The organism is Micromonospora sp. FIMYZ51, assembly GCF_038246755.1.
Classification (GTDB): domain Bacteria; phylum Actinomycetota; class Actinomycetes; order Mycobacteriales; family Micromonosporaceae; genus Micromonospora.
The window spans coordinates 1,644,044-1,662,506 of sequence record NZ_CP134706.1; the positions used below are offsets into that span (position 1 = coordinate 1,644,044).

At 72.3% G+C, this 18,463-nt stretch carries 14 protein-coding genes and 2 pseudogenes; 8 read left to right on the forward strand and 8 right to left on the reverse strand.

The window, feature by feature from the left end:
• Positions 1-2: 2 nt before the first annotated feature.
• Together QQG74_RS07700 and QQG74_RS07705 are read left to right on the forward strand one after the other, a co-directional pair.
• On the forward strand, positions 3-770 hold the full coding sequence (locus tag QQG74_RS07700; protein ID WP_341719600.1) for a 3-oxoacyl-ACP reductase: 768 nt from the start codon (positions 3-5) through the stop codon (positions 768-770).
• Positions 771-979: 209 nt separating this feature from the next.
• Complete coding sequence (locus QQG74_RS07705; protein ID WP_341719601.1) at positions 980-4,606, forward strand: SpoIIE family protein phosphatase; 3,627 nt, start codon at positions 980-982, stop codon at positions 4,604-4,606.
• A 12-nt stretch (positions 4,607-4,618) separates the two neighbouring features.
• On the opposite strand, the gene QQG74_RS07710 is transcribed toward QQG74_RS07705, so the two are convergent.
• Positions 4,619-4,933, reverse strand: a complete 315-nt coding sequence (locus QQG74_RS07710) for an STAS domain-containing protein (RefSeq protein WP_341719602.1) — start codon at positions 4,931-4,933, stop codon at positions 4,619-4,621.
• 94 nt (positions 4,934-5,027) lie between these two features.
• Between QQG74_RS07710 and map the strand changes: the two genes are divergently transcribed.
• Together map and QQG74_RS07720 are read left to right on the forward strand one after the other, a co-directional pair.
• Positions 5,028-5,885, forward strand: coding sequence for a type I methionyl aminopeptidase (map, locus tag QQG74_RS07715; protein ID WP_341719603.1), 858 nt, complete (start codon positions 5,028-5,030; stop codon positions 5,883-5,885).
• On the forward strand, positions 5,882-6,595 hold the full coding sequence (locus QQG74_RS07720; RefSeq protein ID WP_341719604.1) for a VIT1/CCC1 transporter family protein: 714 nt from the start codon (positions 5,882-5,884) through the stop codon (positions 6,593-6,595). Before map ends, QQG74_RS07720 begins: the two co-directional genes overlap by 4 nt.
• On the opposite strand, the gene QQG74_RS07725 is transcribed toward QQG74_RS07720, so the two are convergent.
• The 7 genes and pseudogenes from QQG74_RS07725 to QQG74_RS07755 form a co-directional block, all read right to left on the reverse strand.
• On the reverse strand, positions 6,592-7,314 hold the full coding sequence (locus tag QQG74_RS07725) for a nucleotidyltransferase domain-containing protein (protein WP_341719605.1): 723 nt from the start codon (positions 7,312-7,314) through the stop codon (positions 6,592-6,594). The genes QQG74_RS07720 and QQG74_RS07725 overlap by 4 nt on opposite strands.
• A gap of 175 nt (positions 7,315-7,489) precedes the next feature.
• Entirely contained in the window at positions 7,490-7,981 is a 492-nt protein-coding gene (locus QQG74_RS07730) for a nitroreductase/quinone reductase family protein (RefSeq protein ID WP_341719606.1), read from the reverse strand.
• Positions 7,982-8,023: 42 nt separating this feature from the next.
• Positions 8,024-10,747: an FtsX-like permease family protein gene (locus tag QQG74_RS07735; RefSeq protein ID WP_341719607.1), complete on the reverse strand. Its 2,724-nt coding sequence runs from the start codon at positions 10,745-10,747 to the stop codon at positions 8,024-8,026.
• Positions 10,744-11,457 (reverse strand): ABC transporter ATP-binding protein, encoded by a 714-nt coding sequence (locus QQG74_RS07740; protein ID WP_341721163.1) that lies wholly within the window; start codon positions 11,455-11,457, stop codon positions 10,744-10,746. Before QQG74_RS07740 ends, QQG74_RS07735 begins: the two co-directional genes overlap by 4 nt.
• Positions 11,458-11,543: 86 nt before the next feature.
• Positions 11,544-12,167: a PadR family transcriptional regulator gene (locus QQG74_RS07745; protein ID WP_341719608.1), complete on the reverse strand. Its 624-nt coding sequence runs from the start codon at positions 12,165-12,167 to the stop codon at positions 11,544-11,546.
• Positions 12,168-12,224: 57 nt separating this feature from the next.
• A complete protein-coding gene (locus QQG74_RS07750) occupies positions 12,225-12,668 on the reverse strand; it encodes a ferritin-like domain-containing protein (RefSeq protein ID WP_341719609.1) in 444 nt (147 codons plus the stop codon).
• A pseudogene (locus QQG74_RS07755) lies at positions 12,665-13,107 on the reverse strand (hypothetical protein). The gene QQG74_RS07750 and the pseudogene QQG74_RS07755 overlap by 4 nt, the downstream one beginning before the upstream one ends.
• A 222-nt stretch (positions 13,108-13,329) precedes the next feature.
• On the opposite strand from QQG74_RS07755, the gene rimP reads away from it, so the two are divergent.
• The 4 genes and pseudogenes from rimP (at position 13,330) to infB (ending at position 18,461) form a co-directional block, all read left to right on the forward strand.
• On the forward strand, positions 13,330-13,998 hold the full coding sequence (gene rimP / locus QQG74_RS07760; protein WP_341719610.1) for a ribosome maturation factor RimP: 669 nt from the start codon (positions 13,330-13,332) through the stop codon (positions 13,996-13,998).
• Positions 13,995-15,038 carry a transcription termination factor NusA gene (nusA, locus tag QQG74_RS07765; protein ID WP_341719611.1) on the forward strand — a complete coding sequence of 348 codons (1,044 nt, stop codon included), beginning with the start codon at positions 13,995-13,997 and terminating at the stop codon, positions 15,036-15,038. The genes rimP and nusA overlap by 4 nt, the downstream gene beginning before the upstream one ends.
• A 16-nt stretch (positions 15,039-15,054) precedes the next feature.
• Positions 15,055-15,386, forward strand: a pseudogene (locus QQG74_RS07770) (YlxR family protein).
• 93 nt (positions 15,387-15,479) lie between these two features.
• Positions 15,480-18,461, forward strand: a complete 2,982-nt coding sequence (gene infB, locus QQG74_RS07775; RefSeq protein WP_341719612.1) for a translation initiation factor IF-2 — start codon at positions 15,480-15,482, stop codon at positions 18,459-18,461.
• The last annotated feature ends 2 nt before the right edge of the window (positions 18,462-18,463 follow it).

The following is an 18,463-nucleotide window of genomic DNA, read 5'->3' on the forward strand; positions in this document are numbered from 1 at the left end:
GCATGCCGGGACGGTTGCAGGATCGAGTCGCCGTGGTAACCGGGGCGGGCAGCGGGATCGGGCTGGCCACGGTGCGCCGGTTCGCCGCCGAGGGCGCCCGGGTGGTCTGCGTGGACATCGACGTCGAGGCCGGTCAGCGGGCCGCCGAGGAGGTGGCGGGCAGCTTCGTCGCGGCCGACGTGGCCGACGAGCCGGCGGTGCGGGACCTCTTCGACGGGGTGGCCGCGCAGTACGGGCGGGTGGACATCGCGTTCAACAACGCCGGTATCTCGCCGCCGGACGACGACTCCATCCTGGAAACCGGGCTGGACGCCTGGGAGCGGGTGCTGCGGGTCAACACCACGAGCGTCTACCTCTGCTGCAAGTACGTCATCCCGCACATGCGCCGGCAGGGCCGTGGGTCGATCATCAACACCGCCTCCTTCGTCGCGCTGATGGGCGCGGCCACTTCGCAGATCGCGTACACCGCGAGCAAGGGCGGGGTGCTGGCGTTGACCCGGGAGTTGGGCGTGCAGTTCGCCCGGGACGGGATCCGGGTCAACGCCCTCTGTCCCGGGCCGGTGGCCACGCCGCTGCTGCGCGAGTTGTTCGCGGCCGACCCGGAACGGGCCGCGCGCCGGCTGGTGCACGTACCGATGGGACGCTTCGGCGAACCGGCCGAGATCGCCGCCGCCGTCGCCTTCCTGGCCAGCGACGACGCCTCCTTCATGACCGCTGCGCAGTTCGTCGTCGACGGCGGGATCACCGGGGCGTACGTCACCCCCCTGTGATTTCGCCGACACCCACGGTGACCGGCCGATACGTTGATCCACTAGTGGTGGCGCTAAACAGCGTCTGGGGGTGCCGAGGCGTTACGTTGCTGGTCCGCCGGGGTAGAAGGCGGAACACGGCAATTGATGATCGGACGCGTCGTGGACACGGCCGGGGAGGCTGCATGAACTCGGCCCAGGCGAGTGCGGGCGGGGGCTATCCGTCCGGAATGAGTGACGGGATTCCGCCGATGATCGCGGCGGCGTTCGCCAGCGGCGGCGAGATGGGCGCACTGCTGCGCGACCACGACTGGTCGGCCAGCCCGCTCGGTGCCCCGGACCGCTGGCCAGCGGCCCTGGGTAACGCGATCAGCACGATGCTCGCCTCGAAGGCGCAGATCGCGATGTTCTGGGGGGAGGACCTGCGGGCCTTCTACAACGACGCGTACCGGCCGACGATCGGCGACAAGCATCCCGCCGTGCTCGGGCAGCCGGCGCGCGAGCACTGGGCGGAGACCTGGGACGTGCTCGAACCGCTGCTTACCGGCGTGCTTCGCGACGGCGAGTCGTATCAGGCGCGGGACCACCACTTCCTGCTCAACCGGCACGGGTTCGTCGAGGACGTCTTCTTCGACGTCTCGTACGACCCGATTCGGGGCGCGGACGGCTCGATCAACGGGGTGCTCTGCATCTGTAGCGAGACCACCGACCGGGTGCTGGGTCAGCGCCGGCTACAGGCCCTGGCCGAACTTGGTGCCGAGTTGGCCGATCCGAGCAGCACCGAGGAACTCGGCCGGGCCGCCGCAGCCGTGCTCGACCGGCACCGGCCGGATCTGCCGTTCACCCTGCTCTACCTGCTCGACGCCGACGGGTACCTGCGCCCGGCCGGGGCCAGCGGGGAGGCGGTGGTCAGCGTCGAAGCACCCTCCCGCCTGGTCGAGCTCGCCGCCGCCGGCACCGCCGACACGGTGCGCACCGTCGACCTGCTCGGGCACGTACCGGCCGACGCCGCCGAGGAGGCGGTGGTGCTGCCGATCAGCGCGACCAACGAGCCGGCCGGAGTGCTGGTGCTGGGGTTGGCCGGCCGGCTGCCGGTCACCCGCGACTACCGCACCTTCGTCGAGTTGGTCGCCGCGCAGATCTCCCGCGCCGTCGGCAAGCAACGGGCGTACGAGCAGGAACAGGCCCGGGTCGCGGCGCTGGCCGCCCTGGACCTGGCCAAGACCAACTTCTTCGCCAACGTCAGTCACGAGTTCCGGACCCCACTGACGCTGGTGCTGGGCCCGCTTGAGGACATGCTCGCCGACCCGGTGCTGCCAGAGCCGTACACCGAGCGGTTGACAAGCATGCACCGCAACGCGATGCGGCTGCTGAAGCTGGTCAACACCGTGCTCGACTTCTCCCGGCTGGAGTCGAAACGGCTGGTCGCGTACTACGAGCCGATCGATCTGGCCAGTTACACCACCCGGCTGGCCAGCACGTTCCGCTCCGCCGCCGAGCGCGCCGGGCTGCGGCTGGTGGTCGACTGCCCGGCCCTGCCCGAACCGGTCCACGTCGACCAGGACATGTGGGAGAAGATCGTCCTCAACCTCCTCTCCAACGCCCTGAAGTTCACCTTCGAGGGCGAGATCACGGTGCGGCTGCGGACCATCGACGGAGCCGCCCGCCTGGAGGTCGTCGACACCGGCGTGGGCATCCCGCCGGAGGAACTGCCGCACGTCTTCGAGCGTTTCCATCGGGCACCGGGGACCCGGTCGCGGAGCCATGAGGGCACCGGGATCGGGCTGGCGCTGGTCCGCGAACTGGTCGAGATGCACGGCGGTCGGATCAGCGCGACCAGCCAGGTCGACCGGGGCAGCAGCTTCGTCATCACGCTCCCGTTCGGCACCGCCCACCTGCCGGCCGACCGGGTGGCCGCCGCCAGCGGACCCGAGCGGGAGCCGTTGCAGGCTGCGCTCTTCGTCGCCGAGACCGCGCGTTGGAGCGGCGGCCCCGCACCGGCCTCCCGGAGCGTGCTGCCCGCCGATCGTCCGGCGGCGGGTCCGCCCACCGTTGCGGCGGGCCGGATCCTGGTCGTGGACGACAACCCAGACCTGCGGGAACACGTCGTCCGGCTGCTCGAACCGACCTGGCACGTGGTGACGGCCGGCGACGGGGTCGAGGCCCTGCGCCTGGCCACCGAAAGCACCTTCGACCTGGTGCTGACCGACGTGATGATGCCCCGGCTGGACGGCTTCGGTCTGGTCGCCGCGCTGCGCGCGGAACCGCGTACCCGGTCCGTGCCGATCGTGCTGCTCACCGCCCGCGCCGGTGTCGGCGAGGAGGTGGCCGGCCTGTCGGTCGGTGCCGACGACTACCTGACCAAGCCCTTCTCCGGACAGGAGCTGGTCGCCCGGGTCCGGGCCAACGTGGAACTGGGCCAGCTGCGCGGTCAGATAGTCCGACGGTTGTACGCCCTGGCCGACGTCGCGGTCGCGGTGAACACCGCCCGCTCCACCGCCGACGTGCTCCAGGTCACGGCCCGGCACGCGCTAAGTCTCGCCGAGGCCGTCCGGGTGGAGGTTTCCGCAGGTGACGCCCGCTATGTGGCCGGTGACGGGGCGGCCAGCGCCGAGCCGACGTACCTGCTGCCGTTGACCGGCGTCGCCGGCCAACGCCTCGGCGAGCTGCGGGTCTGGCGCGCGGGGGCCGAAGGCACCGACACCAACGAGGCCGCGCTCACCCAACTGGCCCGGCTGGTCGGCGTACGCCTGGAGAACGCCCAGCTCTACGAGGCCGAGCACCGCATCGCCACCACCCTGCAACACAGCCTGCTGCCGCAGCGCCTGCCCCAGCTGCCCGGTGCCCTGGTGGCCAGCCGATACCTGCCCGGCAGCGCTGAGGTCGAGATCGGCGGCGACTGGTACGACGTGATCGCCCGCGACGACGACGAACTCGTACTGGTCATCGGGGACGTGGTCGGCAAGGGCGTAGCAGCCGCCGCCAGTATGGGTCAGTTGCGCAACGCGCTGCGCGCGTACGTGCTTGAGGGCTTCGGTCCGGGCGAGTCGCTGACCCGGCTCAACCGGCTGGTGGACTCCACCGAGTCGCGCTCGTTCGCCACCGTCTTCTCGGTCTGGTTCAGCCCGCGTACCAATCAACTGCGGTACGCCAGCGCCGGCCACCCGTCCCCGCTGCTGATCCGCGGCGACGACGCGGCGTTCCTGTACGACCGGGCTCTCGGCCCGCCGGTCGGGGCCATCCCCGGTACGGAGTACGGGACGGTCACCGGCGAGCTGCGGGCCGGCGACCGTCTCCTGCTCTACACCGACGGCCTGATCGAGGACCGGCAGGTCGGCATCGACGTCTCCCTGGCCCAGCTGCGCGCCGACGCGACCCGATCCGTGGCGGACGTGACCAGCCTGATCGACACGGTCGTCGAGCGGGTCGTCGACCGGCCCCGCCGCGACGACGTGGCGGTGCTCGCGCTGGAGGCCGCCGAACTCAACCGGTTGACCCTGCGGCTGCCGGCCGACCCCACCCGGCTGAGCGTGCTGCGCAAGCGGCTGGAGGAATTCCTGGTCGCGCACGGGGTGAGCGAGACCGATCTGTTCGACCTCACCGTGGCGGTCTCCGAGGCGGCGGCGAACGCCATCGAACACCCGGTCGACCCGGCGGAACCGACGATCGACATCGAGGTGGGCGTGGAGGACCGCACGGTCGTGGCGACCGTGCGGGACACCGGCCGGTGGCGGGAGTCGACGGGGTCAGGGTTCCGGGGGCGGGGCCTGTCCCTGATCCAGGCACTCGGGGAGCTGTCGGTCAGTCGTACGCCGGAGGGGACCGAGGTCACCCTGCGTCGGCGGCTCAACTCCTGAACGCAGCGCAGCTCACTTGCCGCTCAGCCAGCGCTGTTCGGCCAGACCGGCGATCTCCAGCACCCGGCTGACCTGCCGCGACGGCAACACCGTGAGCGAATCCGGATAGCGGCCGGCGAGCCGGACCAGGGCGTGGATGGCCGCCGAGTCGAAGAAGGTCACCGCGCGCAGGTCGAGCGTGACGCGGGTGGCCGGCTCGCGCAGCGCGGTCTGGAACATGGTGTCCGCGGTCGCCATGTCGACCTCACCGGTCACCACCACCCGGAGGTGGTCGTCGTCGATCTCCGCGCTGACGGAGAAGACGTGAGCTGCACCCCCTTGATCCACGCTGACACCTTGACACAGCGCAAGGGGTGGGGCAACAACCTCCCGCGCCGGACGGTGGTGGGAGTCACCCGACGCTCGGCGATAGGCTTGCGCCATGACCGTCCGTGCGCCGCTGACCCCCGGCACGCTCTCTCCCTGGCGGCCGGTGCCCGCCCACATTCCGCGACCGGAGTACGTGGGCAAGAAGGCACCCCGTCCCTGGCAGGGGTCGCACGTGCAGACTCCGGAGATCATCGAGCGGATGCGTGTGGCGAGCCGGATCGCCGCCCAGGCGGTGCAGCTCGCCGGGGAGCACTGCAAGCCCGGCGTGACCACGGACGAGATCGACCGGGTGGTCCACGAATTCCTCGTCGACCACGACGCCTACCCCTCGACGCTGGGTTACAAGGGCTTCCCGAAGTCCTGCTGCACCAGCCTGAACGAGGTGATCTGCCACGGCATCCCCGACTCCACCGTGCTGGCCGACGGCGACATCATCAACGTCGATGTCACAGCCTTCGTCGGCGGCGTGCACGGCGACACCGACGCGACCTTCTGCGTCGGTGAGGTGAGCGAGGAGGCCCGGCTGCTGGTCGAGCGGACCCACGAGGCCATGATGCGGGGCATCCGGGCGGTCGCCCCGGGCCGGCAGATCAACGTCATCGGTCGGGTCATCGAGTCGTACGCGAAACGCTTCGGTTACGGCGTGGTCCGCGACTTCACCGGCCACGGCATCGGTGAGTCCTTTCACAGCGGGCTGTACGTTCCGCACTACGACAGCCCTCGGCCCACCGACGTGATGGAGCCGGGTATGACGTTCACCATCGAGCCCATGATCACCCTCGGCACCCACCAGTACGACCTGTGGGAGGACGGCTGGACGGTGGTCACCAAGGACCGGAAGTGGACGGCCCAGTTCGAGCACACCATCCTGGTGACCGAGGATGGCCACGAGATCCTGACCCTGCCGTGACCGAGACCCCGGCGGCGCTTCGGGAGTCGCACCACGCGGACGTCAGCGGCGGCTGGCTACGGCCGGCCGTCTTCGGCGCGATGGACGGACTGGTCACCAACATCGCCCTCATCGCGGGGGTCGGCGGCGGCGGTGTCTCGCCGCGCAACATCGTGCTGACCGGCACTGCCGGCCTCGTCGCCGGTGCCATCTCGATGGCGCTCGGCGAGTACACAAGCGTCCGCTCGGCCAACGAGCAGATCGCCGCCGAGGTAGCCAAGGAACGGCGCGAACTGGAGCGGCACCCGGAGGCCGAGGCCCGGGAACTGGCCGAGATCTGGATCGCCCGGGGCCTGCCGCCGGATCTCGCCACCCAGGTCGCCGAGGCGATCCGCGAGAACCCGGAGCAGGCGCTCCGGGTGCACGTCCAGGAGGAACTTGGCGTCAACCCGGACGAGCAACCCAACCCGTGGACGGCCGCGATCTCCTCGTTCCTCTGCTTCTCCGTCGGTGCGTTGGTGCCGCTGCTGCCGTACCTGTTCGGCGCGACCAGCCTGGCGCTGGCCCTGCTGGTGGGCGGGCTCGGGCTGTTCATCGCCGGTGCGGTCGTCGCCCGGTTCACCAACCGCCCCTGGTGGCGCGCCGGCCTGCGTCAGCTGCTCATGGGTGCCGCCGCCGCGGCGGCCACCTACGTGATCGGCGCACTGATCGGCGTCCAGGGCGCTTTCTAACGGGCAGTGAGCAGATCCTGGATGCTGCCGTCCACCGGGTGGCCCCGGGCGGCCAGCTCGGTTGACTGGCTGGTCAGGACCCGGCCCACCTCGGTCATGTCGGCACCGGCCAGGCCGGTGCGGCGGACGGCGTCCCCCGGGTCGCGGAAGTAGGTGCGGCTGAGCAGGCCGTTGACCGTCGCAGCGGCCAGCCGGGCCTCGCCGAGCATCAACAGTGCCTGATCCGTCTCGTACCACTCGGCGAGCCGGGCGGCCCGCGCGTGCGCGGCGCTGCCCCGGTACCACGCGGTCCGGGCCGCCGCCGTGAACTCCGCCGGGCGGGCCCGGGCCAACCGGCCGAGGTGCTCGTCGCGCAGGGTCCGCAGCCAGTCGGTCGGGTCGTGCAACGCCCGGGTGGTCAGGTAGCGGTCGGCGACCAGCGGCCACCGCGAGGTCAGCTGCCGGGCCTGGCGCAGCCGCTCCTCGGCGGCGACCACGGTCAGGCTGACCAGGACGTTTTCCACCCGGCGGGTGGTCGAGGACGGTCCCGTGCCGGGCCGGTACGTGACGAGCAGCAGCCCGACCTCGCCGTCGCCGCCCCCGTCGTCGTCGCCGTGGGCCAGCGGCCCGTGCACGGCCACCGCGAGCACGTCGGCCGGAAAGCGTCGCCGGGCCGCCTCGGTGATCCGTTCGGCCACCTTCCAGCGCGGATCGTCCCGGTGTTCCTGGACATCGTCCACGCCGACCACCCCGCGATCGCGTCACCATCGCCGTCAGCGACGGCCCGGTCACCGCAACCCTAGTGCCGTGCTGCCGGGGGAGGCGGCCGGCCGGTGTCGCCGGGCGTGCCGGGCCCCGTCCGGTGTCTGGCCGGGCGTGCCGGTGCCTGGCCGGGCGGACCGGGCGTGCCGGTGCCTAGCCGGGCGGACCGGGCGTGCCTGGTGCCGCCGGCACCAGGCGGAAGATCCGGATCTCGCGCCCGCCGGCCCGTTCGACGTACGCCTCGTAGGCCGGCCACTCGGCGACCAACACCCGCCACAGCCGCTCGCGTTCGGGGCCGGTCGCCATCTCGGCGCGTACCGGTAACCGGCGTCCCGCCACGTCGACCTCGGCGTTCGGCTGGGCGAGCAGGTTGAGTGCCCAGGCGGGCTGGTGCTGCTGGCCCCAGTTCGAGCCGACCACCACGTACGCGTCGCCGTCCGGCACGTACAGCAGCGGGTTGCTGCGGGGCTGACCGGACCGCCGGCCGGTGGTGGTGATCACCAGGGACGGCACGAGGCCGAGCGCCACCACCCGTCCCCGGGTGAGCCGCCCGACCACCCGGTCGAGCGGCACCAACAGGCGCATGGTGGCGGCGAACCAGCGCTGATGACCAACCCGGCGGGTGAGGCTTCCCAGAACGGACACCCGGACAGTCTGCCTCGCCGGCGCGCGATGCGGTACGCCCGATCAGTCCAGGCGGCGCTCGACCGGCAGCCGGGAGCGGGTGAACAGCGCCGCTCCGAGCATCGCGATCAGCGGCACGACGACCAGCACGCCGAGGGTGACCCACGGGATCACCAGGGGATACGACGGCTCGATCGGCCAACTCTCGGCGTACCGGCGATTGGTGAAGACAAGAATGGTCATCGCCGCGGCGAAACCGGCGACGATGCCCAGCACCGAGCCGAGACCGGCGATCACCCCGGCCTGGCAGAGCGACAGCAGGCGGCGTACGCCGGGACTGGCGCCGACCGCGGCGAGGGTGGACAGGTCGGCGCGGCCCTCCGCTGCGGCGAGGCCGGTGGCGATGCCGGCGGCTCCCACGGTGACCACTGCGGACACCCCGGCGAGCAACAGCAGCAGTGGCATGGTCTCGCCGCTGCCCCGGGCGGTGTGGAACTCCAGCGAGAGCGAGGCGAACGAGCGGGTCGCGGCGGCAAACTGCTGCTGGCGCTGCTCGTCCGGTGCCTCATCGACGTCGAGTGCCCACCCGGTCTGCTCGGCCAGCAGGCCGAGGCGCTCGGCCGCGGCTGGCGAGAGCACGAGCCAGGTGGTACCCATCCCGGTCTCCATGGTGAAACCGGGCACGAGCGTGGTGTTCGCGGGGCGTACCGGCTCCTCGATACTGCTGCGGACGCTGAGCCGCAGCTGGCCGTCGAGCAGGTATCGATTGTCGGTGAGCACCGCGCCGCCGGCTCGCAGGGTGGCGGTGGCGGCGGCGACGTCCTCGGGCCCGGCGCCGGTCAGGATCGGCAGGGCCGTCCCGTCGTCCACCACCGTGCGGGGATACTGCTCGTAGTAGTCGTCGGCCGGTCCCTGGCAGCGGGGGTGGGCCCGGGCCTGCCGCTGCTGCGCCTCGCTGAGCGGCTCGTGCCCCTGCCACGGGCAGGCCCGTTCGGCCGGCAGCACCGGAGTGACCAGGCAGCCCTCGGCCATCCCCGGGCAACCGATCGAGATCAGCGGGGCGATCGTCCGGGCACCGAGGTGTTGCCGGGCCGGGCCGGCGATCTCGTTGCCGGTGGGCAGCTGCGCGTCGGGCGTCCCGGCGTCCGAGACGAGCACCGTGTGCTGCGGCAGGTCAGGCGGGTAGCGAAGGTCGGAGCGCTGCTGGTCGCTGGCGAGCATCAGCCCGAGGGCGACGCTGCCGGCCACCGCGGCCATCACCGCGGAGATGGCCGGTGCCGCCGAGGAACGGTTGCGGCTGGCGTCGCGTAGCGCGATCCGGGGCGCCAGCGGGAGGATCCGACCGAGTCGGGCCAGCAGCCCCACCAGGGTCGGGGTGGCGCAGACCAGACCGAGCTCACCGATGACCAACCCGGTGAGGATGACCGCCTGCGAGGTAAGCACCGCGCCGACCCCGGCCACCCCGACCCCGCCGACGGCCAGCAGCAGGCCGGTGACCAGCCAGCGGCGGGAGTGTCTCGGCGGGGTCCGGCGACCGGCGAGCCCGGCCACCACGTCCTGCCGGGCCGCCGTCCACGCCGGCGCCAGCGCGGCCAGCACGCCGGCGAGCACCGCGACCAGCGCGATCACGATCAGGGCTGCCGGCCAGACGCGGTATCCGCCGAATCGTTGCCCGAAGATGAACTGCTCGACAAGTGGCCGGCCGGCGAATGCCGCGGCTATCCCGAGCGCGATGCCGACCGCGGCACCGAGGCAGCCCAGCACCACGCCGTCGGCGAGCACCACCCGGCGCAGCTGGGCGGCGTCGCCGCCGGCCACCGCGACCAGTGCGAGGTCTCGCCGCCGTCGCCGTACGCCGACCGCGAAGGCCGGGCCGACCAGCAGCACCACCTCAAGCAGACCGAGGCCGCCCGCCAGCACGCCGGTGCTCACCTCCTCCACACTCCACGGCTGGGACCGGGCGGGGGACGGCACCGCCGAGCTGTCCGGCGCGGGCACCCGGGCGGTGACCACGACACCGCGCTGGTTGAACTGCCGGAACAGGTCGTCGGTGAACTGGCCGGGCAGGTCGACCAGGTAGCTGGTGTCCGACCTCTCGGCGGTGACCGGCATCCCGGTCGGGTGCAGCATCACCATCGGGGTCAGCTGCTCGGGAAGTTCGACCACGCCGACGACGCTTCGATCCGTGCCGTCGGCGGCGATGATCCGGTCGCCGATGTCAACCGTCAACCAGCGCTGAGCGGCCGGGTTCACCACGATCTCGTGGGGGGTTGCCGGCACCCGGCCGGCGTGCACCCGGACCAGCCCACGTCCGAGTGGATCGGAGAGGTCGACCAGGGTGGCGGGGATGTCGCTGCGGAGCCGGTCACCGTCCCAGATGGACAGGTAACCCCACCGGTGCATCGGCAGAATCCGGCTGCCCTCGGGCAACAGCTCCCGGATCCCGGGCAGGTCGAGCTGTCCCGGACCGTCGTGGTCGCCGTGCACGATCCAGTCGCCACCGTCGGCGGTCTGGTCGATCGGGTTGCTGCTCACCACCCGAAGTTCCGCGTCGGCGACGCCGAGTCGGCGGTCCACCCGTTCGGCCGGAGTCAGCCGGGACATCTCCATGCTCACCGCGAAGAAACTGAGCGCCAGCACCGGCAGGATGATCATTGCCAGCACCAGCGCGGTACGCCCCCGGGCCCGCCTCGCCTCCCGTCGGGCGATCCGCAGCGCCACCCGCCACGATCCGACGGCCTCGACCAGCCGTGCCCGCTGTGGTCTGCGGTGCGGCACCCCGCTCACCGGTCGCTGCCGGCGAGCAGCGCCTCGACGCCGGCCAGCGGGGCGGTCGAGTCGACGGCCCTGCCGTCGCGCAGGAACACCACCCGGTCCGCCCAGCCGGCGTGGCGCGCCTCATGGGTGACCAGCACCCCGGCGGCTCCCGCGTCGACCCGACGGCGCAGCAGGCGCAGCACCGCCTCGCCGGTCTGCGAGTCCAACGCACCGGTCGGCTCGTCGGCCAGCACCAGGCGCCGCTCGCCGACAAGCGCTCGGGCGATCGCGACCCGCTGCTGTTGGCCGCCGGAGAGCTGGTCCGGGAAGCGGTCACCCAGCTCCGCCAGGCCCACCTCGGTCAGGGCGTCCCGGGCGAGCCGGCGGGCCCGGCGTACCCCCGCGCCGTCGAGTTCGAGCGGAAGCGCGACGTTCTCCTCGGCGGTGAGCCCGCCGATGAGGTTGAGCTGCTGGAAGATGTAGCCGATCCGGCGGCGGCGCAACCGGGCCAGCTCGTTGCGGTCCAGCGAGTGCAGCGGCTGCCCCTCGACGTACACCTCACCGGCGGTCGGGCTGTCCAGCCCGCCGGCCAGGGTGAGCAGGGTCGACTTGCCGGAGCCGGAGGGCCCCATCACGGCGACCAGTTCGCCGGGGCGCACGGCCAGGCTGACCCCGCGCAGGGCGTGCACTGCGGCCGGACCGCTGCCATGGGTGCGATGCACGTCACGCAGGTCGAGCACGGCGTCGACCGGCGGGCCGGCGGGGTCACCGGCACCGGTGACGGCGGCCGGATCGGGCGCGGCCGGTGCAGTTCCATTGACCGCACTCACCGTCGGGCCTCCTCACCTGCCGTTCCGTTGACCGCATTTTTCCGCCGGTCCTCCTCGCCACCATGGCCCACCGTCTCAGAGCTGAGCGACGGGCCGGGGGCCGGGGGGCGGTGGCGTACCAGGCTGGTCTCGCAGTGGTCGAGCCAGCGCACCTCGGCCTCCGCCTGGAACATCATCGCGTCCAGTACCAACCGCCAGGGCAGATCCTCGGGACGGTCGCTGGCGTACTTCAACCGGGTCAACTCCTGCAACGCCCGCATGGTGGCGGTGCGTTGATTCTGCACCACCGCACGGACGTCGACGCCGGGTGTGGTCAGCGCCAACGCCAGCTTGATCGCCAACTCGTCGCGGGGCCGGTCGGTCCGGCTGATCGGGGTGGCGAACCAGAGCGCCAGGTCCGCACGCCCGGCGTCGGTGATCTCGTACGGCCGCTGTCCGGCCTCGCTCTCCGGCAGCGAGCGCACCAACCCGTCCCGCTCCAGCCGGGACAGCGTGGTGTAGACCTGCCCGATGTTCAGCGGCCAGGTCGAGCCGGTCGACTCCTCGAACGCGGCTCGCAACTGGTAGCCGTACATCTGCCCGCGTTCGAGCAGGGCGAGCAGGCCGTAACGGATGGACATGGAACCGGAGTATGCATACCTGGTATGGCATCCGCAACCGCAACGGTGCGCCGACGGCTACCCCGGACGGCCGGGAAAGGCCACGGTGAGCGGGGCGATCCCGGCGCTGCGCCGCCAGCGGGTGGCCCGCACCGCGTACTCGACCAGAGCGGCCAGGGCCCGGTCGCGCTCGGCGCCGGTGCTGGTCGGCAGCACCGCCCGCCAGAACGCCGCCGCGCGCTCCTCCACCTGCACGGCGAGCCGCAGCGCACTGGCCCGGTCGGTCACCGGGAAGGGCAGCGCGTAACCGGCCCGGTCCGGCGGGACGCTGCCACCACCTGTGCTCAACTGCACCACCAGGGCGTCCCGCCGGCTCCGGTGCGCCGCCTCCGCCGCGACCGCGGCCTTACGGTCGGCGCCGGAGAGGCGTACCCCGATCGGGCCGTAGGCCCAGATGGCGGCGTACTCGGCGGTCAGCGCCCCGGCGAGCGCCTCGCCGGCTTCGGTCGGTGCGGTCCTCACTTGAGCGCCTCCAGGTGGCTGGCGCGTGCGGCGGTGATCGAGCCGAGCAGTGCGGCCCGCTCGGCGGGCGCCTCGGCGCAGGCCTTCGACGCCGACTCCCGGCCGGCCCGTTCGGCCTGCCGCAGCGCGGTGAGCGTGGCGGTCGGATCGGTGGCGGGCGAGCTGCCGGGGCGGCCGGCCCGGACGGCGGCGCGGTGCCGGTCACCCGGGCGAGTTCCGCGGCGTGCGCCTCGTGCGCCTCGGCCAGTGGGGTGAACCGGCCGGCCAGGTCGGGGTGGGCCGCGGCGGCCGCCCGCAGCCCGGCCGCGAGCCGCAACGCCTCGTCGATCATCGGCGCGAGCGGGTCGGGTCTCGGGGGTTCCTCGCGGTCGAGGAGACCGCAGCCGGTCAGCGGCGCGGTGGCGCCCCCGAGCGCCAGCAGCGCACCGGCCCCCAGCACCACGCGTCGGGAAAGCTCCGTTGTCCCGTTCCGGCGAGTCGTTCTGCCCATCACCACCGGACAAGTCAACACCATCGCCACGGCCCGTGTCCGGCGGTGGCGTCGGTGCGCCGCCGGGGCCGTCCCCGGGCGGGCGCGTTACGCTCTGCGCAGCCACCGGCGCGCCCGCACCGGTGGCGTGCCGGCATGGCGGCCGGCGACCAGCGGAAGGGTCTGACGGAGATGACGCAGCGTGGCCGTGTCACCAGAACGACGGGGCGATCCCGCGGCGGCCCGGCTCCGCGAGGTCAGGTTTCCGGTGGCCAGGCGCCGCGCGGTGAGCTCAACGCCCGTCGCGAGCGGCTGCGCGCGGTGATCACCCCGGTGGTGGACGGCGCCGGTTACGACCTGGAGGACTTCTCCGTGTCCCGTGCCGGTCGCCGGCACGTGGTACGCGTGATCGTCGATGCCGACGGCGGGATCAACCTGGACGCGGTGGCCGAGGTCTCGCGGGCGGTGTCGGCGGCGCTGGACGCCGCCGAGGCCAGCGGCGGCGACATCGTCGCGGGGGAGTACCAGTTGGAGGTCAGCTCCCCGGGGGTGGACCGGCCGCTGACCCTGCCCCGACACTGGCGCCGCAACGTCGGCCGACTGGTCCGGGTGACGGTTCGTGGTGCGGGCGCACCGGCCGGGGGACAGGATGCGCGACCGGCGGGCGACCGGCAGGTCACCGGGCGGGTGGTCGCCGCCGATGACGAGCGCGTGGTGTTGGAGACCGATGCCGAGCGTACGGAGCTGAGCTACGCGGATCTCGGTCCGGGTCGGGTGCAGGTCGAATTCAGCCGCCTCGACGAACTGCCCGATTCAGAAGACGTCGACGACGATGACGATGTGGAGGACGAGGAGAGGTGAACATCGACCTCGCGGCGCTGCGCGCACTGGAGCGCGAGCGGGAGATCCCGTTCGACACGATCCTCGCGGCGATCGAGACCGCGCTGCTGACCGCGTACCGGCACACCGAGGGTGCCCAGCCGCACGCCCGGGTGGAGATCGACCGCAAGACCGGCGGGGCGCTGGTCTACGCCCAGGAGGTGGATGCCGAAGGCACCGTCGTGCGGGAGTGGGACGACACTCCGCACGACTTCGGCCGGATCGCGGCCATGACCGCCAAGCAGGTGATCCTCCAGCGGTTGCGGGAGGCCACCGACGAGGTGCACTTCGGTGAGTACGTCGGCCGCGACGGCGACCTGGTGACCGGGGTGGTCCAGGCGCACGAGGCGCGGGCGGAGAAGGGCATCGTCACCGTCGACCTCGGCAAGCTGGAGGGTGTGCTGCCGCAGTCCGAGCAGGTGCCCGGCGAGCGGTACAACCACGGTGAGCGGATCCGCTGCGTGGTGGTGCACGTGGCCAAGGGAATGCGCGGTCCGCAGATCACGTTGTCCCGGACGCATCCCAACCTGGTGAAGAAGCTTTTCGCCCTGGAGGTGCCGGAGATCGCCGACGGCACGGTCGAGATCAGTGCGATCGCGCGTGAGGCAGGTCACCGTACGAAGATCGCGGTGCGTTCCGCCGCACCCGGCGTCAACGCAAAGGGTGCCTGTATCGGTCCCATGGGACAGCGGGTCCGGGCGGTGATGAGCGAGTTGCACGGGGAGAAAATCGACATCATCGACTGGTCGGACGATCCGGCGACCTTCGTCGGAAACGCCCTCTCGCCAGCCAAGGCGCTGCGGGTGGAGGTGGTCGACCTGGCCGCTCGGGCGGCTCGGGTGACGGTCCCGGATTTCCAGTTGTCGCTGGCAATCGGGCGGGAAGGGCAGAATGCTCGGCTTGCCGCCCGACTGACCGGTTGGCGGATCGACATCCGGTCGGATGCGGAACAGTCCGCCCCCGCCACCCGGTCGGGACCTGATCAAGTCCGGGAACCGGGCGGCGCGGTGTCGGGCACCTAGGGGTAGACTTCCACCAGTGGCACGACGCGCGCGGCCGGAGCGCACCTGTGTGGGTTGCCGACTGCGTGCGCCGGCCAGTGAACTACTGCGGATCGTCGCGGTCGAGGACGAGGCTGGCTTCAGCCTCCGACCCGATCCGACCCGCAGACTGCCGGGTCGGGGAGCGAACATGCACCCGGATCCGGCCTGCTTCGCGCAGGCGGTGCGGCGTCGTGCCTTCGGGCGCGCGTTGCGCCTCGCCGGAGCTCCGGATGACGGGGTTCTCGCGGAATACCTGACGCGCCAACCAACCACCTCCGGTCAACCGACCGGGTGTGGGTCGCTAGCAAGGTAGGACGACCGACATGAGCACACGATGAAGTCCCAGAAATGACCAGGCTTCAAGTGCACGAGTGAGGTCGCTGCGGGTGCTGCCCGCACGACCTCGGAGTGAGGAGTGCAGTGGCAGGCAAGGCCCGCGTACACGAGCTTGCGAAAGAGCTCGGGGTCGAAAGCAAGACCGTTCTCGCCAAGCTGAAGGAAATGGGCGAGTTCGTGAAGTCCGCGTCGAGCACCGTCGAGGCGCCGGTCGCCCGGCGGCTGCGCAGCGCGTTCGTCGCCTCCGGCGGCTCGGGTGCACCGTCGGCTGCGCCGTCGGCCGCGCCGGCTCCGTCGGCAGTGTCGACCCCACCGCCGACCCCGGGCGAGCCCCGGGTCACCGCCAAGCCGACGCCGCCCCGGCGTCCGGCGGTGCCCGGACCGAAACCAAAGGCCCCGGTGCCCGGTCCGCCGCCCTCGGCGGCCCCGGTCGCCAAGCCGGCGAGTGCCCACGACATCGAGGTGGCCGCCGCCGAGGCGCGTGCCGCCGCGCTGAAGGCTGAGCAGGAGGCCGCGGTCAAGGCCGCCCAGGCCGCCCGCCAGCAGCAGCGCGAGAACGTCCGCCGGGAGCCGCCGGCCGAGGGTGGTGCCCGTCCGGGTCCCCGCCCGGGGCCCGGCACCATGCCGCCCCGCCCGGGTTCCCCGGCCGCGGGTCGGTCCGGCGGACCCAACCCCGGTCCGGGTGGCCGGCAGGGCCGTCCGCCGGCGCGGGGCGCCGGTAACAACCCGTTCGGCATCCAGGGCAGCCAGCAGCAGCGACCGCCGGCCGCCGGTGCCGGCGGTCCCCGACCGAGCCCGGCCTCGATGCCGCCTCGGCCCAGTCCCGCCTCGATGCCGCCGCGGCCGAGCCCGGCTTCGATGCCGAGCCAGCGGCCCGGCCGCCCCGGTGGTCCGGGTGCCGGTCGTCCCGGTGGCGGCGCCGGTCGTCCCGGTGGCGGTGGCGGTGGCGGCGGTTACCGTGGCGGCCCCGGTGGTGGCGGCGGTGGCGGTGGCTACCGTGGCGGCCCCGGTGGTGGCGGCGGTGGCGGTGGCTACCGTGGCGGCCCCGGTGGCGGCGGCGGTGGCGGCGGTTTCCGTCCGGGTGCGCCGGCCGGTGGCGGTGGGCGTCCGGGTGGCGGCGGCCGTGGCCGTGGCGGCGGTGCCGCCGGTGCCTTCGGGCGTCCGGGTGGCAAGCCGACCCGTGGTCGCAAGTCCAAGAAGCAGCGCAGACAGGAGTTCGACAACCTGTCGGCCCCGACCATGAGCTCGGGTGCCCCCCGGGGTCAGGGGCAGACGGTCCGGCTCTCCCGGGGCGCCTCGCTGTCGGACTTCGCCGACAAGATCAACGCCAACCCGGGTTCGCTGGTCCAGGAGATGTTCAACCTGGGCGAGATGGTCACCGCGACCCAGTCCTGCTCCGACGACACCCTGCTGCTGCTGGGTGAGCACCTTGGCTTCAACGTGCAGATCGTCAGCCCGGAGGACGAGGACCGCGAGCTGCTCGCGCAGTTCAACATCGACCTCGACGCCGAGGTGGCCGAGGACCGCCTGGTCAGCCGGGCACCGGTGGTGACCGTGATGGGTCACGTCGACCACGGTAAGACCAAGCTGCTCGACGCGATCCGCAAGGCGAACGTCGTGGCCGGCGAGGCCGGCGGCATCACCCAGCACATCGGTGCCTACCAGGTCCACGTCCCGCACGAGGGCGAGGACCGGGCGGTGACCTTCATCGACACCCCGGGTCACGAGGCGTTCACCGCCATGCGTGCCCGTGGTGCCCAGGTCACCGACATCGTGATCCTGGTGGTGGCGGCCGACGACGGCGTGATGCCGCAGACCATCGAGGCGCTCAACCACGCCAAGGCGGCGGAAGTGCCGATCGTGGTGGCGGTCAACAAGGTCGACAAGCCGGAGGCCAACCCGGACAAGGTCCGCCAGCAGCTGACCGAGTACGGCCTGGTCGCCGAGGAGTACGGCGGCGACACCATGTTCGTCAACGTGGCCGCGAAGCCCGGCATCGGCATCGAGGATCTCCTCGAAGCGGTGCTGCTCACCGCCGACGCGTCGCTGGAGCTGACCGCTCCGATCGACGGGCCGGCGCAGGGTGTGGCCATCGAGGCGCACCTGGACAAGGGCCGTGGTGCGGTGGCGACCGTGCTGGTGCAGAAGGGCACCCTGCGGGCGGGCGACTCGATCGTCGCCGGTGGGGCGCACGGCCGGGTCCGGGCGATGCTCGACGAGAACGGCAACCAGGTCACCGAGGCCGGTCCGGCGCGTCCGGTCATGGTTCTCGGTCTGACCGCGGTGCCGGGTGCGGGTGACACCTTCCTGGCTGCGGCGGACGACCGCACGGTGCGGCAGATCGCCGAGCAGCGCCAGGCGCGGCGGCGGGCGGCGGCATTCGCCAACTCCCGTGGCCGGGCCACCCTTGAGACGCTCATGGAGCAGCTCAAGGAGGGCGAGAAGACGTCGCTCAACCTCATCCTCAAGGGCGATGTCTCCGGTTCGGTGGAGGCCCTGGAGGACGCGCTGTTCAACCTCGACATTCCCGAGGAGGTCCAGCTCAAGGTCCTCGACCGGGGCGTGGGCGCGATCACCGAGAGCAACGTCATGCTCGCCAGCGCCTCGTCCGAGCCGGTCACGATCATCGGCTTCAACGTGCGGGCCTCGAACAAGGTCCGCGAGATGGCCGACCGCGAGGGCGTGGAGATCCGGTACTACACGGTCATCTACCAGGCCATCGAGGAGATCGAGGCGGCGCTCAAGGGCCTGCTCAAGCCGGAGTACGAAGAGGTCGAGCTGGGCAGCGCGGAGGTCCGCGAGGTCTTCCGTTCGTCCAAGATCGGCAACATCTCCGGTTGCATCGTCCGGTCGGGCATCATCCGGCGCAACGCGAAGGCGCGCCTGCTGCGCGACGGCACGGTCGTGGCGGACAACCTCACGATCAGCTCGCTCAAGCGGTTCAAGGACGACGCGACGGAGGTCCGGGAGGGCTTCGAGTGTGGTCTGACCCTGGGTGGTTACAACAACGTCCAGGTCGGCGACATCATCGAGACCTTCGAGATGCGGGAGAAGGTTCGCGCCTGATC

Excerpts from the sequence above, each read along its gene's own strand:
- rimP (WP_341719610.1), top strand. The coding sequence starts at position 13,330 with ATGACGCAGCGTGGCCGTGTCACCAGAACGACGGGGCGATCCCGCGGC.
- map (WP_341719603.1), top strand. The coding sequence starts at position 5,028 with ATGACCGTCCGTGCGCCGCTGACCCCCGGCACGCTCTCTCCCTGGCGG.
- QQG74_RS07700 (WP_341719600.1), top strand. The coding sequence starts at position 3 with ATGCCGGGACGGTTGCAGGATCGAGTCGCCGTGGTAACCGGGGCGGGC.
- QQG74_RS07745 (WP_341719608.1), bottom strand. The coding sequence starts at position 12,167 with ATGTCCATCCGTTACGGCCTGCTCGCCCTGCTCGAACGCGGGCAGATG.
- QQG74_RS07705 (WP_341719601.1), top strand. The coding sequence starts at position 980 with ATGAGTGACGGGATTCCGCCGATGATCGCGGCGGCGTTCGCCAGCGGC.